The organism is Nonomuraea sp. KM90, from assembly GCF_052246675.1.
Lineage (GTDB): Bacteria > Actinomycetota > Actinomycetes > Streptosporangiales > Streptosporangiaceae > Nonomuraea.
The window spans coordinates 96,468-117,702 of sequence record NZ_JBQQCB010000019.1 but is presented as its reverse complement, the minus strand read 5'-3'; the positions used below and the strand labels follow the sequence as shown (position 1 = coordinate 117,702).

Here is a 21,235-nt window from a genome sequence, read left to right as displayed (position 1 = left end):
CACCTCGTCCGCGTGGGAGGCACTACGGCAGTGGACCAGCGGGACTGGTATGGGTCGCTTGCCATATTGATCTCGAACGCCGAACTGTCGCCGCAGTACGTAGCTCTCAAGGAAAATTCAGCCATTATGTCGGAATTCGGGCACATCGTTGTCTTACGTCCTGTCGGGTCTTGGGGTTCAAGTAGCTAATGAGAATGCATAACGCGTTTACCTCGCGTATCGGGCGTGCTTGACTTTCGCTCTGTAAGCCACACCCTCTGGGAGGGTTTATGGGGGAGTTCGTCGGGATCGATCCCCTCGGCGCAGAGAAGCTGATCCGCCAGATGGAGATGGGGAAAGACATCCTTGGCAGGACGCGGCCAGGGATCGAAGCCGCGATAGCCGAGGCGGGTGAGGAGTGGGCCGGCCGCGAAGGTGTCACTGCGATGCACCGCACGTGGGCCTTCTTCCACGAGTCGCAGCAGGACCTTAAGTGGCGTGTCGAAACTCTCAAGCGGATAGTTCCGACACAGCAGAAGGGCATGCTGACCGGCACGCTGCCCTTCAGTAGTCAGGCAGAGGCGGCGCAGGCGGCCAAAAAGGATGCGGCCGCCATCGTCGAGGCGCTCAAGCATCACGATCAATATCTCTCCGGGCAGAGCTGGAACGAGGTGGAGAAAGCCCTGGCGGCGCTCAAGGGCAGGACCGGCGATCCCGCCTACGCCGCGGCGCTGCTGGCCGCCCTAGGTCCTGAGACATTCCAGAAGTTACTCCGTGACTGGATGAACACCCTGGCCGCGGGAGATCGCAGGGGCCTGTCCCCAGACGCGCTCAAGCGGGCCGACGCTGCCTCACCGGGCCTGCTGGCCGAGGCTTTCGCCAGCGCGGAGAGATCCGGACGCCTCGGAAACGAATGGCAGAAGATGGTGGAGACAGCCCCATCGGACATCCTGACGACCCTCATAGGGCTGGCCCCGCAGTCGGGTACGTTCCTCAACAAAGTCGCATCCAATCTGCTGAACCGACCACCGAACTCCGACGCGTATCCCACGGACCCAAACTGGAACCTGTACAACCTGGCCAAGGCCTTCGCGGCGAATCCCGAGGCGTTCCAGCGATTCCTAGCCGAGCATCGGAAGGAGTCCGGGGTTCTGCTGGACGCATACACCATTAGATCGACTGGTGTGCCTGCCTATGAGGAGGCGTTGGCTGACGCGCTGCATGGTGCGTTGAAACCCGGAACGGGCACGGACAACGTACGTGACCAAGCATGGCTCAGCGTAATCAACAGTATCGGGGCCGAGCACAGCCTGTGGGTTGGCGGCAGTCTCGGAACGTTCGCCGACTCACCGATCAGCCGGATGCTGGCCCAGGACATCAGGCCAATCCTTGACCATCTCGCCCGAGGCCAGGCTCAGCGTAACTCACCGGACTTACCTCACGTGGGTGCCAGACCGCCATGGGACAAGCTAGACCCTGCAGTCAGCGCGCGCTTCATGGGCGCGCTGATGCAGGATCCCATCGCGGCTGACACGCTGGCGAAGGCCGCGAAGGAGTACATCAAAGAACTGGATATGGGCCGCTTCCACCCTCTTGACCCGGACCTATACAAGCGAGAGGCCCATATGAACCTCGCCGCACGGACGGGAGCGCTGACCAACCTCCTGCTATCAGGTGCGACATACGCCGAGTGGAGCGACGACGAGTACGCAGAGCAGATTGCCGGCTACATGCTCATGCCCGTCGACTACTTCAACAACAAATACTTACCCATAAACAGCGCTCTGGTGTCCACGGGCAAGGACAAGGTGCTCGATGACTTCAAGGACGTCATGAAGGATATGATCACCGACTATCTGGACAAGAAGACGCCCGGCACCGCTGAGGATGTTGCTAACAAGCTGGTGGAGCAGCAGGTGGCCTTTCTAGTCCAATCACTCAAAGCCCATGGCCAACCGCCACTCAGCGCCTCGGACAGAGAGATGATGAGAGATGCGATCAAGGGCCGGCTACTGAGTGCCCTGACCGACGCCTTGAAAAGAAGGGGCGGTTGATCATGCCCATCAAGCACCAGCTATTGCGTGAAGCAGAGGAGAAGGAGGCGCTCGCGACCACATTCACCAGGTACGCCAAAATGCTTGCCAATGTGTTCGACGGTATCCCGTCGCAGCAGAACGGTAGCGAGTCGTACTGGCAAGGGCCGGCGGCTGAGCGGTATCGCGGGCATGCTGTTCAACTCAGGAGCCATATGGGTGATCTTGAGAACGGGTGTCTGGCCACAGCCGACAACCTTCGCCGTCGTGCGAAGCAGCTTCGTGAGGAGGCCGCGCAGTCGCCGGATCCCGTGTAGGACCGTCAGCCATTCCTGGCGTAGCACTCCGTCTTACCGGTTATCACTAGGTTGGGTGCTTCTGACAAGCGTCCGAGGAGGACGAACGTCAGGCTGGCCTGGTCGTTGACCAACACGGTCACACCCAGCTCGTCCTCCCCGAGGTCGAGCTCATCTACGACCTCGCGGTACCCCATTGTTTCAAGCTTGCCCTTTAGCAGCCCGATCCGGCTGAGTGGATCCTGTCGTGCTGGGTCCGCGAAGTTGCCCTTGGCCAAGAAGTACCGTTGTGCTTGGCCTGTGCCACACGAGGTCGTTCGGTCCTTGTCGGCGCGTTCCTGCGTCAGGCCAGTGAGATCGGACTGGATCATTGACAGCAAAGCGTCACCGTCTCTCACGAGCTGCCGGGTGGCCTGATCCATCGTCGGAGGCTCGGGCTCGCCCGAGCAAGCAGCCAAGGCCGCGTAACCGGCAAGCATCGCGGCAACCACGCGTGAAGACGCACCAAAGCGCACGTTCGGACCCTACCTAAGCAGTCCAGACTCGTACATCCGATTCGCTCAGCCATAGCAAGCTGCGATAGAGATGTATCGCCGACAAGCCGCACATATACCTGGTCGTGCCTGCAATGAACGGACATGGCATTCTGTTTGATCTCCGCGGACTCCTTGAAGTCCTGCTCATGTGCCTGCGCGCGCGTTACGATCGCCGGGCCGGTGTCTTGGCTGTCGTATGGAAGAGCAGTTCCCGCCTGTCCCAGGTCCCGGGCGGGAGAGCTGGGATCGTTGGCGCCATGTACAGGCGTCTCAGCGGTGATAGCTGCAACGTGGTGAGGAGTGAAGGTGACGGAAACCGGACAAGCTTTGCTCAGCAATGACTCCATCGGAGCGATCGCGGATATCGCGCGTTCGACGCGAGACGCAGAGCGAGCCTTCGCCGCCGCCGGTATCCAGTTGGAGAAACAGCCGGTCACTCAATATGACGGCACGGTGATCGTCGCGAGCACACGCAGCCACGTGTCCCGAACGCTTCGCGGTCTCGACCTCGGCGAACCAAAAGTGGTCCGTGCTGTACTGCGGGCAACTGTTGCCTTGGCCGAGATCTATGAGTCCCTCCCGGCTGCGGACAGGAGCCGGCTGGTACGCCTACGCCATTGCCTCGCTGCGGACGGATTTCCGCTGGACCCAACGGGCGATCCCATGGCCGCCATTCGCACTCTGGGGACGATTGCTACAGATGTACTCCCCGACGCCTCCGCGATACGCGTCGAGCTGGCCCGTCTGGAGAGATCACTGGACGATGACCCCAGTTTGGCCATCGGTAAGGCCAAGAACCTGATCGAAGCCACCGCGAAGGCTGTTCTCGCCCAGAAGGGGCAGCCCGTCGGGGCCAACTTGAACGTCCCGACCCTGGTCAAGGGGGCAATGGAGGCGTTGGGCGTGCACCCAGATCAGGTAGACGTGGCGAAGTCACCTCTCATCCGCGACATCCTGGTGGATCTGCGGGATCTGGCGCTTAAGATCGGGACTCTGCGTAACAAGGTTGGTGACGGTCACGGCAGCTCGGCCGCCGTGACCGGCATCGAGGCTAGAGACAGTCGTCTCGCTGTACGCGCCTCCATCGCGTGGTGCGCGTACATGCTGGATTCCCTCGGTGAGCCCGCTGGTCGACCATCGTCAGCTCAGGCCGGGGTTTCAGGCTGAGTCATCCGCCGGACGAATTCCTCCCGCAGTTCGGCGAGTGGCTTGAGCCCTTCATCGGTGCCGGTGTACCAGAATGTCCACCCGTCGTACTGCTTCACATCGAGTACGGCGCATGCGGCGCCCGAGGGGGTGTCGAAAACCTGGCCTTCAAGCTCGATCTTGCCCTCGGCAGTGACAACCGCTGACGCGTCCGTGCCGTGCTGAAGGTCCACCAGTGTGGCTCCGACGTCCAGCAGATCGAGGTCGATGAGGTGGGAGAGCTTAGCCCCGAAGACGCCTGCTGGCGCGGGGGAGGTGTCGGGCTCCCCGGGTACGGGGTAATCGGGCTGGTAGGAATGCTGGCCGAGCAGGTTGAAGGCGTCCTGGGTGACATGGGCCATGAGGCGACGCCGTGCTGATAGGAACACCAGGTAATCCATCTCGTGCCAGTTGTCCGGAAGAGCGTGCACGTAAGTGTGCTTCGCCAGTTCGGCGGGGGGCAGGTTCGCTTCGGAGACTTCCGCCGGCCAGTAGTCGGACGGTGCTTTGTCTGAGATGGCGATGTTGTCGTACCACTCGACGAGTGCCATGTTCGCGATTTGGTTGATCTTGCTGGCCTCCGTCAGGCCGAGTGCCTCGCGAAGGTATTTGCGTGGAAACAGGTGGTGCCGCTCGATCCCCTTCTTTGTGGTGACGGCGGGATCGAGCCGGGCACGTACGCGTACTCGGGACAGTAGCGCAGGCGCGTCGTGGATGTTCAGGGCCGCGATGTAAGCCATGAGTGCAGGGGACTTCGCCGCCGAGGTCGCCAGGTTGTTGGGCAGCGTGATGGTCCAGAAGTCGTGGGTCAGGGTGTCATCGATCAAGCGGTTGAGGGTGTCGCAGAACGCTTCCGCGTCACCTGGTGCGATCCCGCCGAGTAGTGCGAAGTCTCGCTCGGCCTGGCTCTCGAAGGCGCCGGAGTAGCGGCTGGTGGCGTGCGTCATGAAGAACCAGCGGGCGATGACTTCGCGTAGCTGGGGGATCGGCACGCCATAGTGGACCCGGCCGAAGAGCCACAGTGCATAGGAGAACAGGATCGCGTTCTCACTGGAGATCATCTTGCTGCCTCGGAACCCAGCCCGTTCCAGGCACAACAGGAACTCGTGCCAATGCGTGAGGTTGAGAACGTGAGCTTGAGCCGCTTCAAGAATCTCGAACTGGGTCTCTCTGGCCTGCGGTGAGGCGCTGCCCGACTCCAGATCCCGCCCGCGGAGTACGGTGTACACGTTCTTGAGAACGGCACGGCGGAACGCGAGCGCGACGGTCACTCGGAGCAGTTGCGGAGGCTGCGGCTGGATGTACCAGTTGAACGGAGAGGCCGTGCCGAGGGCGGGTGTCTTGGCCGCCCTGCAGAAGTCTTCGAGCTCTCGGCGGCCCTTTTCCCAGAACACGCTCATCAAGGTCAGGATGAAGTCGGCCTGGTTCAGCGTGACGCCCTCGCTGTTGATACGGACGAAGATGTCCGCCACCTGCTCCTCATTGACCGCAGGAGACAACTCCACCACCTTGAAGAGGTAGCCACCGAGGTCGTGAAGCCTGTAAAGGGCATCGTCCAGATGATCCCGCTCTTCCTGATCGACTTCGCGCTTGGTAGCTAGACGGGTGAGGAAACCTCGTATCGCCTGCCGGAAGTTACCTGGAGCCCACAGAACGCTGATGTCTGGAAGGAACTCGGGGTCCTTCTCGATCGCTGCGTCTGTGACCGCGAAGGTTCCGTCCGCGGGGCGGAAAGCGATTCGGATCCGGGTCGTGGAGTAGTCCTCGCGCAGGACCTCCATCCCCCTCATCACGGCATACAGCGAGGTGAGCCGCTGCTGCCCGTCGACGATCAGGTACTGCGGTGCGGTCTTTCCGGTGCCGATCTGCCTGGCACCTGGGTCGGCGTCGGTCTTCCAAAAGAGTAGGAAGCCGACTGGGAACCCCTTATACATCGAGTCGAAGAGCGAGCGGACCTTGGTGGCTTGCCAGACAAACGGACGTTGGATGTCAGGGAGGGCGATATCTCCGCGATCGATGGCCTCGACCATATTGCCGACTGTGTAACTGGAGTCACTGAAGAGCATTGTGGCCATGATCACCTGCAAGCTTGAATCGGGCGGTCGATCGATACCCTAATTCAAGAACTGAGGACCGTCCCTAACTTTGTGTAGCCTGAAGTTACGTACCGTTCAGCAGGTCAAGGTCATGTCTGCTCAGGCTCGACCTCGGACTCTCTATATGGCGTTCCAAGTCCCTCGGAGCTTCCGTGCAGCCTGTACCGGTAGCCGATCGGCGAGAGCTGGGCTTGGTCCAACAGCCAGGGATGGAAAATCGCCCTTTTGCCCCCGCGTGCGATGACATCGCCCTGCTCATCGCGGGTCACCTCGATGCTGCTCAGAACGAACAGTGCCACGTGCGGATACTCCATGGCGTGCTGAACTTCGTTCGGTGTGAGGAGAATTTCCTGCGGATCGCCGGTTGTCCCCTTCACCTCGACATGCCAAGAGACGCCGCCGATCTCAACCACATAGTCGAAGCTCGCGGTACGAGAGGTGTCCGTGACCTTGCCCAGCTTGCTGTAGTAGAGGAGGGCTTCGTTCATTGCGTGCGTCTCGACTGCAACCTTCACCTGCTGGTCGGTGGCGAAGCCTTGGCCCTTGCGGGACGCCCGAGGGCGACCGGCGGCAGCGGTGATCTGCCGTTCGGCCTCCTCGACGTCGCTCCGGGTGAGGCCCGGGCCCGCAGGTGGCCGCTCTCCGATGAGTGCATCCACGGCTCCCTTACCTCTGGAAGCACATCGAGCACTGCGTTCGGGCACTTGGCGAGGTAGGTCTGCCAGGTCCGTAGGGAGTCCTGGTACTGGATCCACGGGAAGTAGAGCCGCTGTCCTGGAAACTCTGCCTGCAGTGCATCTCGGACCGCAAGCAGGGCTAATCGGCGTTGCCGGAGTACCGCTAAGGGCAACGGTTCGGCCAGAGGGCGATAGTCCGCGAGTGCAACGACGAGGCCGGGGAGCCATTTGGGCTTGGCGCCGGCCTTCTTCGCGTAGGAGCCACGTGCGACCCACCAGATCGGCTCGTTGTACCGCTCACCTGTCGCGCGGCTGACGCCCACGATCTGCTCTGCGGCGCTGTCGTAGTGGATGGCGAGGTTGTTGGCCTGGACGGCGCTGACCAATGCGTACCCTGGGGTGCTCACGCCGCCTCGAGCGGCGATGGGCGCTTTCACGTCGCTGCCGATGTCGTCACGTCGCGTGATTTCCATGAACAGGTTCTCATCGGACCGCTGTGACCACCAGTACGCGACCATGGTCCTCATCCTGCCGCAGATGGATCTTGTACTCCATAGGTCCATGCTTGGCTACCGAGCTCAGCCCTCCTGAAGCCCTGCTTCCTGGGCGACCATGTGTGCCAGCTCGCCCCGTCCTTGCTGTAGCTCTTCTGCCGCCGCAATGAAGCTCGACTGGTTCCTGAGCTGGGGAAACGCAGCCAAGATCATCCCGCATATATCCCGTGATCAAGGCCCTACGGCTGCATACGGGTGCCTTCAGCTACCTACTCGGGATCTGAAACGCAGAAGACCTGCGGCAGAGAAACCGCAGGTCGAAGGCTGAATTGCCTGGTTGAGATGAGTGCCCCCGGCAGGATTCGAACCTGCGGCACCCGCTTTAGGAGAGCGGTGCTCTATCCCCTGAGCTACGGAGGCGGACTCTCGTAAGCCTAGCGAAAGTCTGGCACTGCGTGGGACGTCGGGCGGCGATCAGTTTGGCTGGGTTGGTTATGGGTGCTCTGAGCTGCGGTAAAGGCCTGACAAGTGATCAGATTCTTGTTCGTCGTGCGTGGATAGCGTCTGCCTGTGACCAGGAGGCGAAGCACGCAAGCCCGTCGGCGGCCCGTTGTGTTGTTCGGGGCGTTGCTGGCGCCGGCGATTCTTGCTGGAGGGTTGCTGGCGGGGGAGATACGTGGGTTCGAGGTGGAGGGGGCCGCTGCGAGGGATGGCGGGGTGATGGAGGTGGCGTTCGCGCCGGTGTTGGTGCCTGCGCCGGCTCGGCCTGATCGGTGGTACGAGGGGGTTGTGCCTGCGCCTGTGAGGGAGGCCTTGCCTGATCGGGGGCGGGAGGTGGCTTCTGGGGAGGGTGATTCGGAGCCCGAGGTTGAGGTGGAGGTCGAGGAGCCTGTTACGCCGGCTCCTGCGCGGACTCAGGCTGGGTGCCCGGGGGAGTGGGTGGACACCTGGTTGTGGGAGTTGTGCCGGGATCGGGAGCAGGAGGCGGCCCGGGGGAGTTGGGTGCCGGGGATCTGAACCCGGGGGCGGTGAGTGGGCGTACCTCTCGGTAGAAGCGCTATGGATGGGTGTGGGGGTGTTGCTGTGCGTGTGGGGTGTGCAAAGTGGGCTATTTGTCTCATAACAGCTCTTCGGAGTTCGGTCCGGGCACTCGGGGGGCTGTAGTAACGTGCGTGCCTGACCCGGGTAACGAGATTGCAAACGGAGGAGTCGAACGTGCCAGCCCCTCGATCAGCGGGTCTGATCGCGGTCGTCATGGCGGTGGCTTCTCTCTTCGTGCCTGTTGGGGCGGTGTCCCCGGCGCAGGCTCAGGAGGCCCAGCGGGTGCTGGAGCGGCGGAATGATCCGTCCAATCTGACCGAGTTGCGGAAAGAGGCCGAGCAGTCGGCCAAGGAACTCGAGGAAGCCACCAAGGCGCTGGAGAAGCGGCGAGCCGAGATCGCGGCCTCCGAGAAGGAGCTCAAGACCAAGCTGACCGCGTTGCAGGAGCTCGAGCAGCGGCTGGCCGTCATGCGGCAGCCCGTGTCGCAGATGGCCGAGTTGCTGTACGAGCAGCCGCTCGTGGCCGGTGGTGTCATTCCGTTCCTGTCCGGGAGCGCGGACGAAAAGACCTTGCGGGCCCTGTCGGACGCGAACCTGATCGTGGCCGCACGGCAGCAGGCCGTCGAGCAGACCAGCGCGCTGCACAAAGAGGCCGAGCGGCTCGCGGGTGAGGCGCAGGAGCTTCGGGCCGGCAACCTGCTCGCGGAGGCGCAGCTCGCGGCCGAGGTCGATACGTTGCGGCAGCGGTCGGACAAGATCGTGAAGTCCTTGACCGCGGCGCTCGTGAAGCTGGGGATCAAGATTGACAAGGTGGGACGGGCGGCGCTGGGGTGCAACCCGCTGCGGGCGGCCACGGCCGGTGACTATCCCAACGGGCTGATCCCCAAGGGCATGCTCTGCCCCCTGCAGCAGAAGGGGTTCAGTCTCCGGGCCGACGCCACCATCGCCTTCGTGAGCCTGAACGAGGCTTATCGGCAGCGGTTCGGCAAGTCCATGTGTGTGACGGACGCGTACCGGAATCTTGCCGAGCAGCAGTCCATCTACTATCGGCGGCCGGGGTTCGCGGCGGTGCCGGGGCGGAGCAACCACGGGCTCGGGCTGGCTGTGGACCTGTGTGGCGGGGTGGAGAGGTCCGGGTCCGCGGAGTTCGTGTGGATGGAGAAGAACTCCAAGAGGTACGGGTGGTTCCACCCGTCGTGGGCCTACAGCAGCCCGTTCGAGCCGTGGCACTGGGAGTATGACCCCAAGATCGATTCTCTGCTCTGATCCTCTCTAGACCTGGGCCACTTCGGCGCTGCAGAAGGCGCAGCGGGAGGCGGCCTTGGGGATCTCCGACAGGCATTCGGGGCATTCGCGGGTCTTCGACTCGACCTTGGCGGCGGAGCGGGTCTTGAGATGCGTGTACGGCTTCACCACCATGAAGTAGATCACCGCGGCGACCATCAGGAACGAGATGACCGCGTTGAGGAAGTTGCCGTACATGAAGTTGGACTGGCCGATCGTGACCTTGAGCGAGGAGAAGTCGGGCAGGCCGCCGAACGCCGAGATCAGCGGGGTGAGGAGGTCGGCCACGAACGACTGGACGATCGAGTTGAAGGCCGCACCGATGACCACCGCCACGGCCAGGTCGATGACGTTGCCCTGCATGAGGAACTTCTTGAATCCGTTCATGGCAAGAGATCGTAGCCGAATGATTACTGAGAGTTAGGTTTGATGGTGATCGAAAGGCGGGCGTGGGTTTGGGCGGCTGCCAGGTCGGCTGCTTGGGACGGGGTGGTGGCCAGGACGATCAGGGCGCCGTCTTCCCCGGCTGATGCCACGCCTTTCGGGCGGGGGATGGTCAGCACCGTGGTGTCGGGGGCCAGCTGGCGGGCTGGGCCGCCTTCTCGGTAGGAGGCCAGGAGCGTGATCGTCGAGCCGGGGGAGATCAGGGTGGCCGTGGCCGCGTCGGCTATGCGTACGGGGGTGGCGACCAGGCCGGGCGGGAGGGGGTAGGTGGCCAGTAAGCGGACATCGGTCAAGGGCTCGCCCCGGCGCATGGGGGTGGCCAGGGTTTGGCCTGCTGTGATGGTGTGGACGGCTCCTGCGGGCGGATGGTTGAGGGCGACCGGGTGGAAGTCTTGGGGGTGGAGGGGGCCGGGAGGCAGGTCGCGGGCGGCGGCCAGGACCGTGGTGGCGGAGGTGGCCGGGCGGGTGGCGATGAAGGCGGACATGACAGAGATGGCGGCGAGCGCCGCCGCGATGAGGCGGCGGCGACGGCCGTAGCGAATCAGCCAGGACCGGATCACGGTAGCTCGAAGGGGAGCTTGATGCCGTCGAGGGCCGAGCCGCAGGGGCAGGTGCGTTCCTCGGGGAGGGACTGGACGGTCTCGGACACCAGGGTGCGCATGCGGGCGACGTTTTGCGCGAAGAACTCGAGGACCTCGTCGTGGGTGACGCCCTGGCCGGCCTCCACGCCGGCGTCGTGGTCGGTCACGAGGGAGACGGACGTGTAGCACAGGGCCAGCTCGCGGGCCAGGATCGCCTCGGGGAAGCCGGTCATGCCCACGATCGACCAGCCGTTGCCCGCGTACCACTGCGACTCCGCGCGCGTCGAGAAGCGCGGCCCCTCGATGACCACCAGCGTGCCGCCGTCGACCGTTTCCCAGCCGCCTGCGCGCGCGGTCCGCACGGCTGTGGACCGGCCAGAGGGGCAGTAGGGGTCGGCGAAGGAGACATGGACGGCGCCGTCGATGTCGTAATAGGTCTGGACGCGGCCAGAAGTGCGATCTACGAGCTGGTCGGGGATGACCAGGGCGCCGGGGCCGTACTCGGCTCTCAGCGAACCCACGGCGCTGGGCGCGAGCACCTGGCGGACGCCGAGCATGCGCAGCGCCCAGAGGTTGGCACGATAGGGGATGCGGTGTGGCGGGAAGCGGTGATCTCGCCCGTGTCTGGGGATGAACGCCACGGACCGCGAGCCGATGCGTCCGACCGTGACGACATCGCTCGGGGGGCCGTAGGGCGTGGCGAGCTGGATCTCCTCCGCGTCGTCGAGCAGGGAGTAGAAGCCCGAACCGCCGATGACGCCGATGTCTGCGCGAGTGACCATGGCGCAGAGAGTAGCCGGATCGGCGGGAGGCGAGGACGACCAGAACGGCGTTCTGTGGATAACTCGATTGCGCAGAGTTGGTACACCAGTACGAAGAGTAGGATCGCCGCATGCGGCAACAAGGCCTCGGGCTCATCATCGTCGCGCTCATGCTCGGCATGCTGCTGGCTGCGCTCGACCAGACGATCGTGTCCACGGCCCTGCCGACGATCGTGGGCGACCTCGGCGGGCTGGAGCATCTGTCCTGGGTCGTGACCGGCTATCTGCTGGCCTCGACGGTCTCGACGCCGCTCTGGGGGAAGCTGGGCGATCAGTACGGGCGCAAGAAGCTGTTCGTCAGCGCCATCTGCATCTTTCTGGTCGGGTCGGCGCTTTGCGGGCTGAGTCAGAACATGGGGGAGCTCATCGCCTTCCGGGCTGTCCAGGGGCTCGGCGGGGGCGGGCTGATGGTGCTGGCCCAGGCGATCGTGGGTGACGTGGTCTCGGCTCGGGAGAGGGGGAAATACCAGGGGTTCTTCGGCGGGGTCTTCGCTGTTTCCAGCATCGTAGGGCCGTTGCTGGGCGGGCTGTTCGTCGATCACCTGTCGTGGCACTGGGTCTTCTACATCAACCTGCCGCTGGGGGTCGTCGCGCTGTTCGTGATCGCGGCGGTGCTGCCGAGGGACGACACAAGGACCAAGCACGCGATCGACTACGCGGGCGTCGTGCTGCTCGGCGGGGCGACGTCCTGTCTTGTGCTGCTCACGACCTGGGGCGGGACCACGTACGGGTGGAGCGATCCGGTCATTCTGGGGCTGGCGGGGGCTGCGCTGGCCCTGCTGGCCGGCTGGGTGGCCGTCGAGCGGCGGGCGGCCGAGCCGGTGTTGCCGCTCGGGCTCTTCGGGGTCAGGGCGTTCGCGATGTCGTCGGTGGTGGGGTTCGTGGTGGGGTTCGGGATGTTCGGGGCGCTCACCTATCTGCCGCTCTTCTTGCAGGTGGTGCATGGTGTCAGCCCGACCCTGTCGGGGGTCTACCTGCTGCCGATGATGGCGGGGATGTTGACCATGTCGGTCGTGAGCGGCCAGATCATCGCCAAGACCGGGAAATATCGGTATCTGCCCATCGGGGGGACGGCGTTCGCGAGTGTGGGGATGTTCCTGCTTTCCACGATGGACGAGCGGAGCAGCCTGTTCACGATGGGCGTATACCTGCTGGTGCTCGGGATCGGGCTGGGGATGACCATGCAGGTGCTCGTGATCGTGGTGCAGAACGCGGTCGACTTCAAGGATCTCGGTGTGGCCACGTCGGGGGCCACGTTCTTCCGGTCGATCGGGGGGTCGTTCGGGGTGGCGACGTTGGGGGCGGTGTTCTCGGCCACGTTGAGCGATGATCTGCGGGAGGTGCTGCGGGGTGCGCGGCTGCCCCCGGGGTTCGATCCGGCGAGTGTTCAGGAGGATCCGACCGTCGTCCAGCGGTTGCCGCGGGGGCTTGCGCTGGAGTTCCTGCACGTTTACGCCGATTCGATCGCGGCCGTGTTCCGGGTGGCCGGCCCTGTGATGCTGGGGGCGTTCCTGCTCAGCTGGTTCATACCGCAGGCCCGGCTCAGGGAGACGACGAAGGCGGCGGATCTCGGGGAGGGGCTGGGGGCCACCTCGGCGGAGCGGTCTTCGCTGGCCGAGGTGGAGAGAGGGCTCGTACGGCTGGCTGACGCGGATCTGCGTCGGGGCTATTACGACCGGCTGGGGGCGTTGGCCGGGTTGAGCGGGATCCCGCCGCAAGGGGTGTGGGTCGTCGCCAGGTTGGGCGGGGAGGGGTGGGTGCAGGCCGAGGCGCTGGCCGAGCGGGCGAAGGTGAGCAGGGAGCAGGGGCGGCCGTACGTTGATCAGCTCGTGGCGGCGGGGCTGGTGCGGCGGTCGAATGACGGCGATGCCCTGCGGCTCACGCCGGCGGGGGATGAGGCGGCCGTACGGTTGCTGCGGTGCTCACGGGAGGGGTTGCGGCGGCTGGTGGCGGACTGGGGGCCGGATCCGCAGCTCGAACGGCTCGTCGATCGGATCGCGCCGGAGCTCCTGGGGGATCCGGTCGATCGGCCTCGGTAATGGCACGGCCCGTTGATCGTGGGTGAGGAGGCGGCGCATGCTGAAAGCCGTCCCCACACGGTGAAGGCTGCCCCCGTGGATGCGAAGCCCGTGGCGGCGGCAGATGGGCGGCGTGCCGGTTTGGCGGGGTCCGCGGTTTCCATGCGAGTCCGTCCGTCGAAAGCAGATCGCCTGACGAGGCCGGTTGAGCCGTAGCTGGCTGCCCTGTCGCTTAGCCGAGCACCTGGTCGAGCCGTGGGTGCTGGGCTCGCCGTTTTCGTGCGAGCCCGGCCGGCTGAAGGCGGACGATCTGCCGGTTTCTCCGCATTGCCAGCCACGGACGGGTCTGGTCGGCGCTCGGCGCCCAGCTGCTGGTGCGCAGCAGCGCCGAGGGCGAGACCGTACTGGCCCATGCCGGGCGGCCGCGTGACATCCGTACGCGAGCCCGCGCAGGTGGGTCAGTTGGACGCGGCGGCCGGGGCGGGGGTGGTCGTGGACGACGAGCTCGAGTCCGACGACTTGCTCTCGCCCGACTTCGACGAGGACGGGGTCGACGAAGAAGCGGCGGCCGTCGAGGACGACGAGCGGTTGTCCGTCCGGTAGAAGCCGGAGCCCTTGAACACGATGCCGACGGCGGAGAACACCTTCCGCAGGTTGCCCTGGCAGTTCGGGCAGACCGTCAACGCATCGTCGGTGAACTTCTGGACGGCCTCGAGCTGCTCACCGCAGTCGTTGCAGGCGTACTGGTAGGTCGGCACGCGCTCCTCCTTCAAACTTTGGCACTCGAGCGATGCGACTGCTAATGGTAACCGATAGGGTCAAACACCTATTCCAACCCCCGCTCTCCGTACCAGCCGGCCAGCTTCCCGCTGCGGCTCACGGCGCGCAGGCGGCGTTCCACCTGGTCGCGGCAGGAGGCGGTGGTGACCACCAGAAGCTGGTCGTCGGCCCGGAGCCGGGTGGTGGTGGCGGGGACGAAGGATTTGCCCTCGCGTACGACAAGGGTCACCGCGGCGCCGGCGGGCAGCCGGAGCTCGAAGACCTCCACACCGTGCAGGCGCGAGCCCATCGGGATCTTGACCTGCAGCAGGTCGGCCTTGAGCTCCTCCAGGGGCGCCGACTCCACCTCCAGGTCGTGTGCCTCGCCCGGCGCGATCACCCCCAGCACCCGCGCCGCGAACGGCAGCGTCGGCCCCTGGAGCAGGGTGAACACGATGACGATCACGAAGACCTGGTTGAAGACGTCCTTGGAGCCCTCGACGCCGGCCGCCCATGGAATGGTCGCCAGGACGATCGGGATCGCGCCGCGCAGGCCGGCCCACGACAGGAACGCCTGGTCACGCCAGTCCACCCGCCCCAGCCGCAGCCCCCACGTCAGCAGGGAGCTGACCAGGACCGAGAGCGGGCGGGCCAGGAGGACCAGGATCGTGCCGGTGATCAGGCCGGGGATGATGGCCGACGGCATCTCGTCGACGTCGGCCAGCATCCCGAGCATGACGAACAGCCCGATCTGCGCCAGCCACGCCGCGCCCTCCGCGAAGCCTCTGGTCGCCGCCCGGTGCGGAAGGCGTGAATTGCCCAGGATGAGTGCCGTCAGGTAGACGGCCAGGAAGCCCGAACCGTGCAGCAGCACCGCGCCGCCGTACGAGACGAACGTCAGCGCGAGCACCGCGATGGGATAGAGGCCGGAGGCGGGCAGGGCGACGCGGCGCAGGGCGTACGCGCCCGCGGGGCCGATCGCGAGGCCGACCGCCGCGCCGATGACCAGCTCGACCGAGGTCTCCAGCAGGAACGTTCCCAGCGCCGCCTGCGAGTGCGAGGCCCCGCTGAGCAGCACCACGGCGATGACCGTCGGGGCGTCGTTGAAGCCCGACTCCGCCTCCAGTACCCCGGCCAGGCGTGGCGGCAGCGGCAGTCTCCGCAGCACGGAGAAGACGGCGGCGGCGTCCGTGGAGGCCAGCACCGCGCCGAGGATCAGCGCCGTCCTCCCGTCTATGCCGAGAAGTCCCTGTACGGTCAGCGCCACCACGACGATGCTGACCGCCACGCCCACGGTCGCCATCACCATGGCCATGGGGACGGAACGCCGCACATGGGACCAATTCGTGGTCAGACCGCCCTCGGCCAGGATCACCGCGAGCGCCGACAGACCGATCTGCTGGGCCACCTGCGGGCTCTCGAAAGGGATCCCGACCCCGGAAGGCCCCAGAGCCAGCCCGAAGCCAAGGAACACCAGAAGGCTGGGCAGACCGCTGCGATGGGCGATGCGTACGGACGCGATGGCCGCGATGACGATCGCGCCACCGAGGAGGAGCCAGACATCAAGCGTCATCTGGCTCCCCTCTCGTATCTGCGTTCACATAAGACTAGTGAGTCCCGAAGGCGTCATCGCATAGCGGACCTGCCGGTCATGCGGCTCGCGGGGGACTCCGTCGATGAGCTCGCCGTCGTGCAGCAACGCCACCGTCGGGACGTTCGGGCCGACGCGGGACAGGGCCCGGTCGTACGATCCGCCGCCGCGCCCGAGGCGTACCCCCGTCGCCCGGTCCACCGCCAGGGCGGGCACGATCACGAGGGCGGCCGTGCGTACGGCGTCCACGCCGCGCCGGGTGTCGACCGGCTCCATGATCCCGTAGCGCCCCGGGGCGAGCGTGTCCGGGCCGTCGTACACCGCCCAATCCAGGTCATTGTCCTCCCGCAGAACGGGCAGGATGACTGTGGCTCCATGTTTCCAGAGAGCGAACACGAGACCGTGCGTATCCGGCTCCGACCCCGTTGACCAGTAGCAGGCCACCAGGCCGGCCATCTGCACCCAGGGTTGTTCGAGCAGAGTTTCGCGGACCTTGATGGAGTTTGCCCGCAGTTGTTCGGGGGAGAGGTTGGTGCGCGCCGCGTTCACCTCACGGCGCAGGTTCAACTTGTCCACAGGTCCCTCCACTAGGGTCTACTCATGGCTGACTTCGACCCTGTGACGAAAGCCGTCGTGCCCGCCGCGGGTCTGGGCACCCGGTTCCTTCCGGCGACCAAGGCGACACCGAAAGAGATGTTGCCCATCGTCGACAAGCCCGCGATCCAGTATGTCGTCGAGGAGGCAGCCTCCGCTGGGCTCCTCGACGTGCTCATGGTCACCGGCAAGAACAAACGGTCAATCGAGGATCATTTTGATCGGGCGTTCGAGCTGGAGGAGGCCCTCGAGGCCAAGGGCGACGAGCAGCGGTTGTCCCAGGTTCGCGAGCCCGCGTCGCTGGCGACCCTGCACTACGTACGGCAGGGCGAGCCGAAGGGGCTCGGCCACGCGGTGCTCTGCGCCAAGCACCACGTCGGTGACCATCCTTTCGCCTGCCTGCTCGGCGACGACCTGATCGACCACCGTGACCAGCTGCTCAAACGCATGATCGAGGTGCGTGCCACGTTCGGCGGGAGCGTGATCGCGCTGATGGAGGTCCCCAAGGAGCAGGTCTCGCTGTACGGCGTGGCGACCATCGAGCCGACCTCCGAGGACGACGTCGTCCGCGTGACCGACCTCGTCGAGAAGCCGCCGGCCGACGAGGCGCCGTCCAACTGGGCGATCATCGGGCGCTACGTCATCGACCCGGCCGTGTTCGAGGTGCTGGAGAAGACGCCGCCGGGGCGGGGCAACGAGATCCAGCTCACCGACGCGCTCCGTACGCTCGCGTCGCGCAGCTCCGAGGACGGCGGGCCGGTGCACGGCGTGCTGTTCAGGGGCCGCCGGTACGACACGGGCGACAAGTTGGACTATTTGCGGACCGTGGTGAAATTTGCGGCAGATCGCGAAGATCTGGCGCCGGAGTTCGTGCCGTGGCTGCGGGAGTTCCTTGATGAAATCAGTTGACGCGCATCTGGCCGAGATCCTGGCCACTGTACGTCCGCTGGCCCCCCTTGAGCTGGAGTTGGAGCAGACTCTCGGAGCGACGCTGGCCGAGGACGTGTCGTCGCCGGTGCCGCTGCCGCCGTTCGACAACTCGGCCATGGACGGGTACGCGGTGCGGGCCGAGGACGTGTCGGAAATTCCGGTCACGTTGCCGGTGATCGACGACGTGGCGGCCGGGTCCGTGGAGCTGCGGGCCGTGGGGCCGGGGCATGCCGTACGCATCATGACCGGCGCCCCCATGCCCGCCGGGGCCGACTCCGTGGTGCCGGTCGAGTGGACGGACGGCGGCACGGTCTCCGTACGCATCGACCGTCGCGCCGAGCCCGGCAACGCGATCCGGCGGGCCGGGGAGGACGTGCAGGCCGGCGAGATCGTGCTCAAGGCGGGCACCCTGATCGGTCCCGCACAGCTCGGGATCATCGCCGGGGTCGGGCGGCGGCGCGTCTGGGCGCGGCCGCGGCCCCGGGTCGTCGTCATCTCCACCGGCGCCGAGCTGGTCGAGCCGGGCGGGACGCTGGAGCGCGGGCAGATCTGGGATTCCAACAGCTACACCCTGACGGCCGCCGTGCGCGAGGCGGGGGCCGAGGGGTTCCGCGCCGGGTCCGTCGGGGACGATCCGGGCGTGCTGCTCGACCGGCTGGACACGCACCTGGTGCGGGCCGATGCGATCATCACCAGCGGTGGGGTGTCGATGGGGGCGTACGAGCCGGTCAAGGAGGCTCTGTCGCCGCTGGGGACGGTCCGCTTCGAGAAGGTGGCGATGCAACCGGGGATGCCGCAGGGGTTCGGGGTCCTGGGGGAGGACCAGGTGCCGATCTTCGCCCTTCCCGGCAATCCGGTGTCCTCTTTCGTGTCGTTCATGCTGTTCGTACGCCCGGCGCTGGACAAGATGCGCGGGCTGCCCGCCGGCATGCCGGCGGCGGTCACCGCGCGGGTCACCGCGCCGCTGCGCTCGCCGTTCGGGCGGCGGTCATACCTGCGGGGCGTGCTGGCCGCCGACGGCACGGTGTCGCCGGCCCACGGGCAGGGCTCTCACCAGCTCGCCGCCCTGGCCTCGGCGAACGCCCTCATCGTGGTGCCCGAGGACGTGACCGACGTGGCGGGCGGGGCCTCCGTGGAGGTGATCCGGCTGTGAGCTCCGGTGGTGGGGCTGCGGGCTCGCGGCACGGGGTTCGGGGCGCGCCCGGGATGATGGAGCCATGAGCGAGCTCACGCATATCGACGAGACCGGTGCCGCCCGCATGGTCGACGTGTCGGCCAAGGACGTCTCGGCGCGCACCGCCACGGCCACCGGCCGGGTGCTGCTGTCGGCCGAGGTGGTGACGCTGCTCCGGTCGGGGGAGGTGCCCAAGGGTGATGCGCTGGGGGTGGCGCGGATCGCGGGGATCATGGGGGCGAAACGTACGCCCGACCTGATCCCGCTCTGCCATCCGATCGCGTTGCACGGGGTGAAGGTCACGCTCGACGTCGAGGACTGGGGCGTGGCGATCACGTGCCGGGTGAAGACGGCCGACCGTACCGGGGTGGAGATGGAGGCGCTGACCGCGGTCTCGGTGGCGGCGCTGGCGCTGATCGACATGGTCAAGGCGGTGGATCCGGGCGCGGTGATCACCGATGTGCGGGTGGAGGAGAAGCTGGGCGGCAAGACCGGCCGGTGGACGCGGGACGAGGCGTGATGCGCGCACTGGTGATCACGGTGTCGAACCGGGCTTCGGCCGGGATTTATGAGGATAAATCCGGGCCGCTGCTGGCCGACTTGTTGCGGCAGGATGCCGGGTGCGAGGTCGAGGGGCCCGTGGTGGTGCCCGATGGCGAGGCGGTCGAGGGTGCGCTCCGGGAGGGCGTGGCGGCCGGCTTCGACGTCATCGTCACCACCGGGGGGACCGGGTTGACGCCCATGGACCTGACGCCGGAGATGACGGCCCGGGTAATTTCTCGGGAAATTCCCGGTATCGCGGAGGCCATCCGGCTGGCGAATCGGGAAAAGGTGCCTACTTCCGTACTGTCCAGAGGTTTGGCGGGACAGGCGGGTGACACCTTGATCGTAAATTTGCCGGGATCGTCCGGTGGTGTGCGAGATGGCGTTGCCGTACTCGCTCCGATCCTGCGGCACGCGGTCGATCAGATCCGGGGCGGCGATCACCCGCGCTGACCTCGACTCGGAGCACTGCTCCCTGATCCGTGGCGACATCGTGCCCGATAGGGGGATGATGAGAGATGTGGATCGACTTCGTGGCTGGCCGGCGACCCTGAACGAAGGCTCGGTAGGCCTCCGGCCGCTGCGGCTGAGCGACGTACGCGTGTGGCGCGAGACTCGGCTGCGCAACGCCGACTGGCTACGTCCCTGGGAGCCCAGCAACCCCGAGACACCCCTGTTCAGGACCGGGCTCGGGCCCTACATCTCCATGGTCGGCACCCTGCGCCGCGAGGCCAGGCAGGGGCTGGCGCTGCCGTGGGTGGTGACGTACGACGGCCGTTTCGCCGGGCAGTTGACGGTGGGCGCAATCGTGTGGGGGTCTGCCCGTTCTGCCCAGGTCGGCTACTGGATCGACGGGGCACTGGCGGGCAAGGGCATCACCCCCACCGCGCTCGCCATGGCGGTCGACCATTGCTTTTTCACCACCGGATTGCATCGGCTCGAAGCGAACATCCGCCCCGAGAACCAAGCCAGCCGTAGAGTGGTTGAGAAGCTCGGTTTCAGGGAAGAAGGCATTCGGCGTCGCCAACTCCACATCGACGGAGCCTGGCGCGACCACATCTGCTACGCGCTGACCGTCGAGGACGTTCCTGGCGGGCTGCTCGTGCAATGGCGTCGCGCTCGTGAGTCAGCCGCTCACGGTGGGTCTCCCGTCGAAGAGGTTTGACGATCTCGCGACACACCGCACCGAATGCTCGTCAATCAGTGACACGCGGTCTTACGGTGCGTGACGTGAGCACATTGAAGGCGCGACGAGCACACCCGCGTCTTCGTGCTGCCCGGAGGTGGTCGTGAGCCCCGCCTTCCTCTACATGGCCATCGTTCTGATGTGGCTTTGCGTCCTGATCCCGATGTGGCTGCGCAGGGACAAGACGAACCTCGCCGAGCTGGCCGAGCTCGAAGAGTATTACACCGGCGAGCACCAACTGCCCGATCTCGACAACCTCGCCCCCGATGCCGACGAGGACGACGGCGCTCCGGTCGCCGAGATCGAGAAGGTGGACGTCCGCCAGTTCCGCTTCCGGCGCCGCGCCATCATCGTCGCCCGCCGGCGCCGCCTGCTGTTCTTCACCGCCCTCCTCGTGATCGCCTCCGTGGTGACGGCCGCGGTCGAGATGATCCCGTGGTGGGGCGTGGTGCCCTCGGTGGTCATCATGCTGGCCTACATGGCGTTCCTGCGGATCGCCGTACAGGTGGACAGGGAACGCCGCGAACGCGCCCGCCAGGCGCGCGCTGAGCGCCTGCGGCGGCTACGTGAGCAGCGGCGGGTCGCGGCGGAGGCGGAGGCCGAGATCATCGATCTGGCCGCGCTGCACCAGGACGTCCTGTTCGACCAGTACGCCGAACCGCCCAAGCGGGCGGTGGGGGGGACTGAAAGGGTGGCGCGAGGACTCCCCGGAGTTTGCTAATCTGGTCGAGTCCTTGGGGATGTAGCGCAGTCCGGTAGCGCACTTCGTTCGCATCGAAGGGGTCAGGGGTTCGAATCCCCTCATCTCCACCCAGGTCAAAGGCCACTTCCCAGTCGCGGGAAGTGGCCTTTTTCGTGATTGAGTGACTATCGGTTCTGAGTGCGACGATGACCGCCATGTCGAGGATCGAGTTCTCCTATGGCGCTCCAGAGCATGGGTGGGCTGTGGTCACCATCGGCCACGAAGGGCGTG

General features: G+C 65.9%; 21 protein-coding genes and 2 tRNA genes. 12 read left to right on the top strand and 11 right to left on the bottom strand.

Annotated features, from left to right (window positions below; translation table 11 throughout):
- Nucleotides 1–269 precede the first annotated feature (269 nt).
- Both ACTWPW_RS21920 and ACTWPW_RS21915 read left to right on the top strand, forming a co-directional pair.
- Nucleotides 270–2,033: a hypothetical protein gene (locus tag ACTWPW_RS21920; protein WP_443169764.1), complete on the top strand. Its 1,764-nt coding sequence runs from the start codon at nt 270–272 to the stop codon at nt 2,031–2,033.
- Between the two features lie 2 nt (nt 2,034–2,035).
- Nucleotides 2,036–2,329 carry a WXG100 family type VII secretion target gene (locus ACTWPW_RS21915; RefSeq protein ID WP_443169788.1) on the top strand — a complete coding sequence of 98 codons (294 nt, stop codon included), beginning with the start codon at nt 2,036–2,038 and terminating at the stop codon, nt 2,327–2,329.
- Nucleotides 2,330–2,334: 5 nt separating this feature from the next.
- Here ACTWPW_RS21915 and ACTWPW_RS21910 read toward each other — a convergent pair whose 3' ends face one another.
- Nucleotides 2,335–2,730: a hypothetical protein gene (locus ACTWPW_RS21910; RefSeq protein ID WP_443169763.1), complete on the bottom strand. Its 396-nt coding sequence runs from the start codon at nt 2,728–2,730 to the stop codon at nt 2,335–2,337.
- A 420-nt stretch (nt 2,731–3,150) separates the two neighbouring features.
- Between ACTWPW_RS21910 and ACTWPW_RS21905 the strand changes: the two genes are divergently transcribed.
- Entirely contained in the window at nt 3,151–4,011 is an 861-nt protein-coding gene (locus ACTWPW_RS21905) for an abortive infection family protein (RefSeq protein WP_443169762.1), read from the top strand.
- On the opposite strand, the gene ACTWPW_RS21900 is transcribed toward ACTWPW_RS21905, so the two are convergent.
- From ACTWPW_RS21900 to ACTWPW_RS21885, 4 genes are all read right to left on the bottom strand, one after another.
- The gene (locus tag ACTWPW_RS21900; protein WP_443169761.1) at nt 3,990–6,059 is read right to left on the bottom strand and encodes a GmrSD restriction endonuclease domain-containing protein; all 2,070 of its coding nucleotides are present in this window, start codon (nt 6,057–6,059) and stop codon (nt 3,990–3,992) included. The genes ACTWPW_RS21905 and ACTWPW_RS21900 overlap by 22 nt on opposite strands.
- 155 nt (nt 6,060–6,214) lie before the next feature.
- Complete coding sequence (locus tag ACTWPW_RS21895; protein WP_443169760.1) at nt 6,215–6,640, bottom strand: protein NO VEIN domain-containing protein; 426 nt, start codon at nt 6,638–6,640, stop codon at nt 6,215–6,217.
- A complete protein-coding gene (locus ACTWPW_RS21890) occupies nt 6,637–7,320 on the bottom strand; it encodes a hypothetical protein (protein WP_443169759.1) in 684 nt (227 codons plus the stop codon). Before ACTWPW_RS21890 ends, ACTWPW_RS21895 begins: the two co-directional genes overlap by 4 nt.
- A 323-nt stretch (nt 7,321–7,643) precedes the next feature.
- Nucleotides 7,644–7,716: transfer RNA gene (locus ACTWPW_RS21885), tRNA-Arg, on the bottom strand.
- A gap of 795 nt (nt 7,717–8,511) precedes the next feature.
- Here ACTWPW_RS21885 and ACTWPW_RS21880 point away from each other — a divergent pair.
- Entirely contained in the window at nt 8,512–9,603 is a 1,092-nt protein-coding gene (locus ACTWPW_RS21880) for a D-alanyl-D-alanine carboxypeptidase family protein (protein WP_443169758.1), read from the top strand.
- A gap of 6 nt (nt 9,604–9,609) precedes the next feature.
- Here ACTWPW_RS21880 and mscL read toward each other — a convergent pair whose 3' ends face one another.
- The 3 genes from mscL to ACTWPW_RS21865 are packed head-to-tail and all read right to left on the bottom strand — an operon-like array spanning nt 9,610 to nt 11,428.
- Entirely contained in the window at nt 9,610–10,008 is a 399-nt protein-coding gene (gene mscL / locus ACTWPW_RS21875) for a large conductance mechanosensitive channel protein MscL (RefSeq protein ID WP_375113191.1), read from the bottom strand.
- A 23-nt stretch (nt 10,009–10,031) separates the two neighbouring features.
- Nucleotides 10,032–10,625 (bottom strand): flagellar biosynthesis protein FlgA, encoded by a 594-nt coding sequence (locus ACTWPW_RS21870; RefSeq protein WP_443169757.1) that lies wholly within the window; start codon nt 10,623–10,625, stop codon nt 10,032–10,034.
- A complete protein-coding gene (locus ACTWPW_RS21865; protein ID WP_443169756.1) occupies nt 10,622–11,428 on the bottom strand; it encodes an S-methyl-5'-thioadenosine phosphorylase in 807 nt (268 codons plus the stop codon). Before ACTWPW_RS21865 ends, ACTWPW_RS21870 begins: the two co-directional genes overlap by 4 nt.
- Before the next feature lie 110 nt (nt 11,429–11,538).
- On the opposite strand from ACTWPW_RS21865, the gene ACTWPW_RS21860 reads away from it, so the two are divergent.
- Nucleotides 11,539–13,506: an MFS transporter gene (locus ACTWPW_RS21860; protein ID WP_443169755.1), complete on the top strand. Its 1,968-nt coding sequence runs from the start codon at nt 11,539–11,541 to the stop codon at nt 13,504–13,506.
- Nucleotides 13,507–13,943: 437 nt separating this feature from the next.
- On the opposite strand, the gene ACTWPW_RS21855 is transcribed toward ACTWPW_RS21860, so the two are convergent.
- The 3 genes from ACTWPW_RS21855 to ACTWPW_RS21845 all read right to left on the bottom strand — a co-directional run bounded on the left by ACTWPW_RS21855 (nt 13,944) and on the right by ACTWPW_RS21845 (nt 16,411).
- Complete coding sequence (locus tag ACTWPW_RS21855) at nt 13,944–14,243, bottom strand: FmdB family zinc ribbon protein (RefSeq protein ID WP_375113195.1); 300 nt, start codon at nt 14,241–14,243, stop codon at nt 13,944–13,946.
- Between the two features lie 68 nt (nt 14,244–14,311).
- On the bottom strand, nt 14,312–15,817 hold the full coding sequence (locus ACTWPW_RS21850) for a potassium/proton antiporter (protein WP_375113196.1): 1,506 nt from the start codon (nt 15,815–15,817) through the stop codon (nt 14,312–14,314).
- 24 nt (nt 15,818–15,841) lie between these two features.
- A complete protein-coding gene (locus ACTWPW_RS21845) occupies nt 15,842–16,411 on the bottom strand; it encodes a 5-formyltetrahydrofolate cyclo-ligase (protein ID WP_375113197.1) in 570 nt (189 codons plus the stop codon).
- 24 nt (nt 16,412–16,435) lie between these two features.
- Between ACTWPW_RS21845 and galU the strand changes: the two genes are divergently transcribed.
- The 7 genes from galU to ACTWPW_RS21810 all read left to right on the top strand — a co-directional run bounded on the left by galU (nt 16,436) and on the right by ACTWPW_RS21810 (nt 21,072).
- Nucleotides 16,436–17,338, top strand: coding sequence for a UTP--glucose-1-phosphate uridylyltransferase GalU (galU, locus tag ACTWPW_RS21840; protein ID WP_364132675.1), 903 nt, complete (start codon nt 16,436–16,438; stop codon nt 17,336–17,338).
- Nucleotides 17,325–18,512: a molybdotransferase-like divisome protein Glp gene (glp, locus tag ACTWPW_RS21835; RefSeq protein WP_443169754.1), complete on the top strand. Its 1,188-nt coding sequence runs from the start codon at nt 17,325–17,327 to the stop codon at nt 18,510–18,512. The genes galU and glp overlap by 14 nt, the downstream gene beginning before the upstream one ends.
- A 64-nt stretch (nt 18,513–18,576) precedes the next feature.
- Nucleotides 18,577–19,053, top strand: coding sequence for a cyclic pyranopterin monophosphate synthase MoaC (moaC, locus tag ACTWPW_RS21830; protein WP_364132679.1), 477 nt, complete (start codon nt 18,577–18,579; stop codon nt 19,051–19,053).
- Entirely contained in the window at nt 19,053–19,529 is a 477-nt protein-coding gene (locus ACTWPW_RS21825; RefSeq protein WP_375113199.1) for a MogA/MoaB family molybdenum cofactor biosynthesis protein, read from the top strand. The genes moaC and ACTWPW_RS21825 overlap by 1 nt, the downstream gene beginning before the upstream one ends.
- 58 nt (nt 19,530–19,587) lie before the next feature.
- Nucleotides 19,588–20,241: a GNAT family N-acetyltransferase gene (locus ACTWPW_RS21820; RefSeq protein ID WP_375113496.1), complete on the top strand. Its 654-nt coding sequence runs from the start codon at nt 19,588–19,590 to the stop codon at nt 20,239–20,241.
- 124 nt (nt 20,242–20,365) lie between these two features.
- Nucleotides 20,366–20,983, top strand: coding sequence for a divisome protein SepX/GlpR (sepX, locus tag ACTWPW_RS21815; RefSeq protein ID WP_443169753.1), 618 nt, complete (start codon nt 20,366–20,368; stop codon nt 20,981–20,983).
- Nucleotides 20,984–20,998: 15 nt separating this feature from the next.
- Nucleotides 20,999–21,072 (top strand) — tRNA-Ala (locus ACTWPW_RS21810).
- The last annotated feature ends 163 nt before the right edge of the window (nt 21,073–21,235 follow it).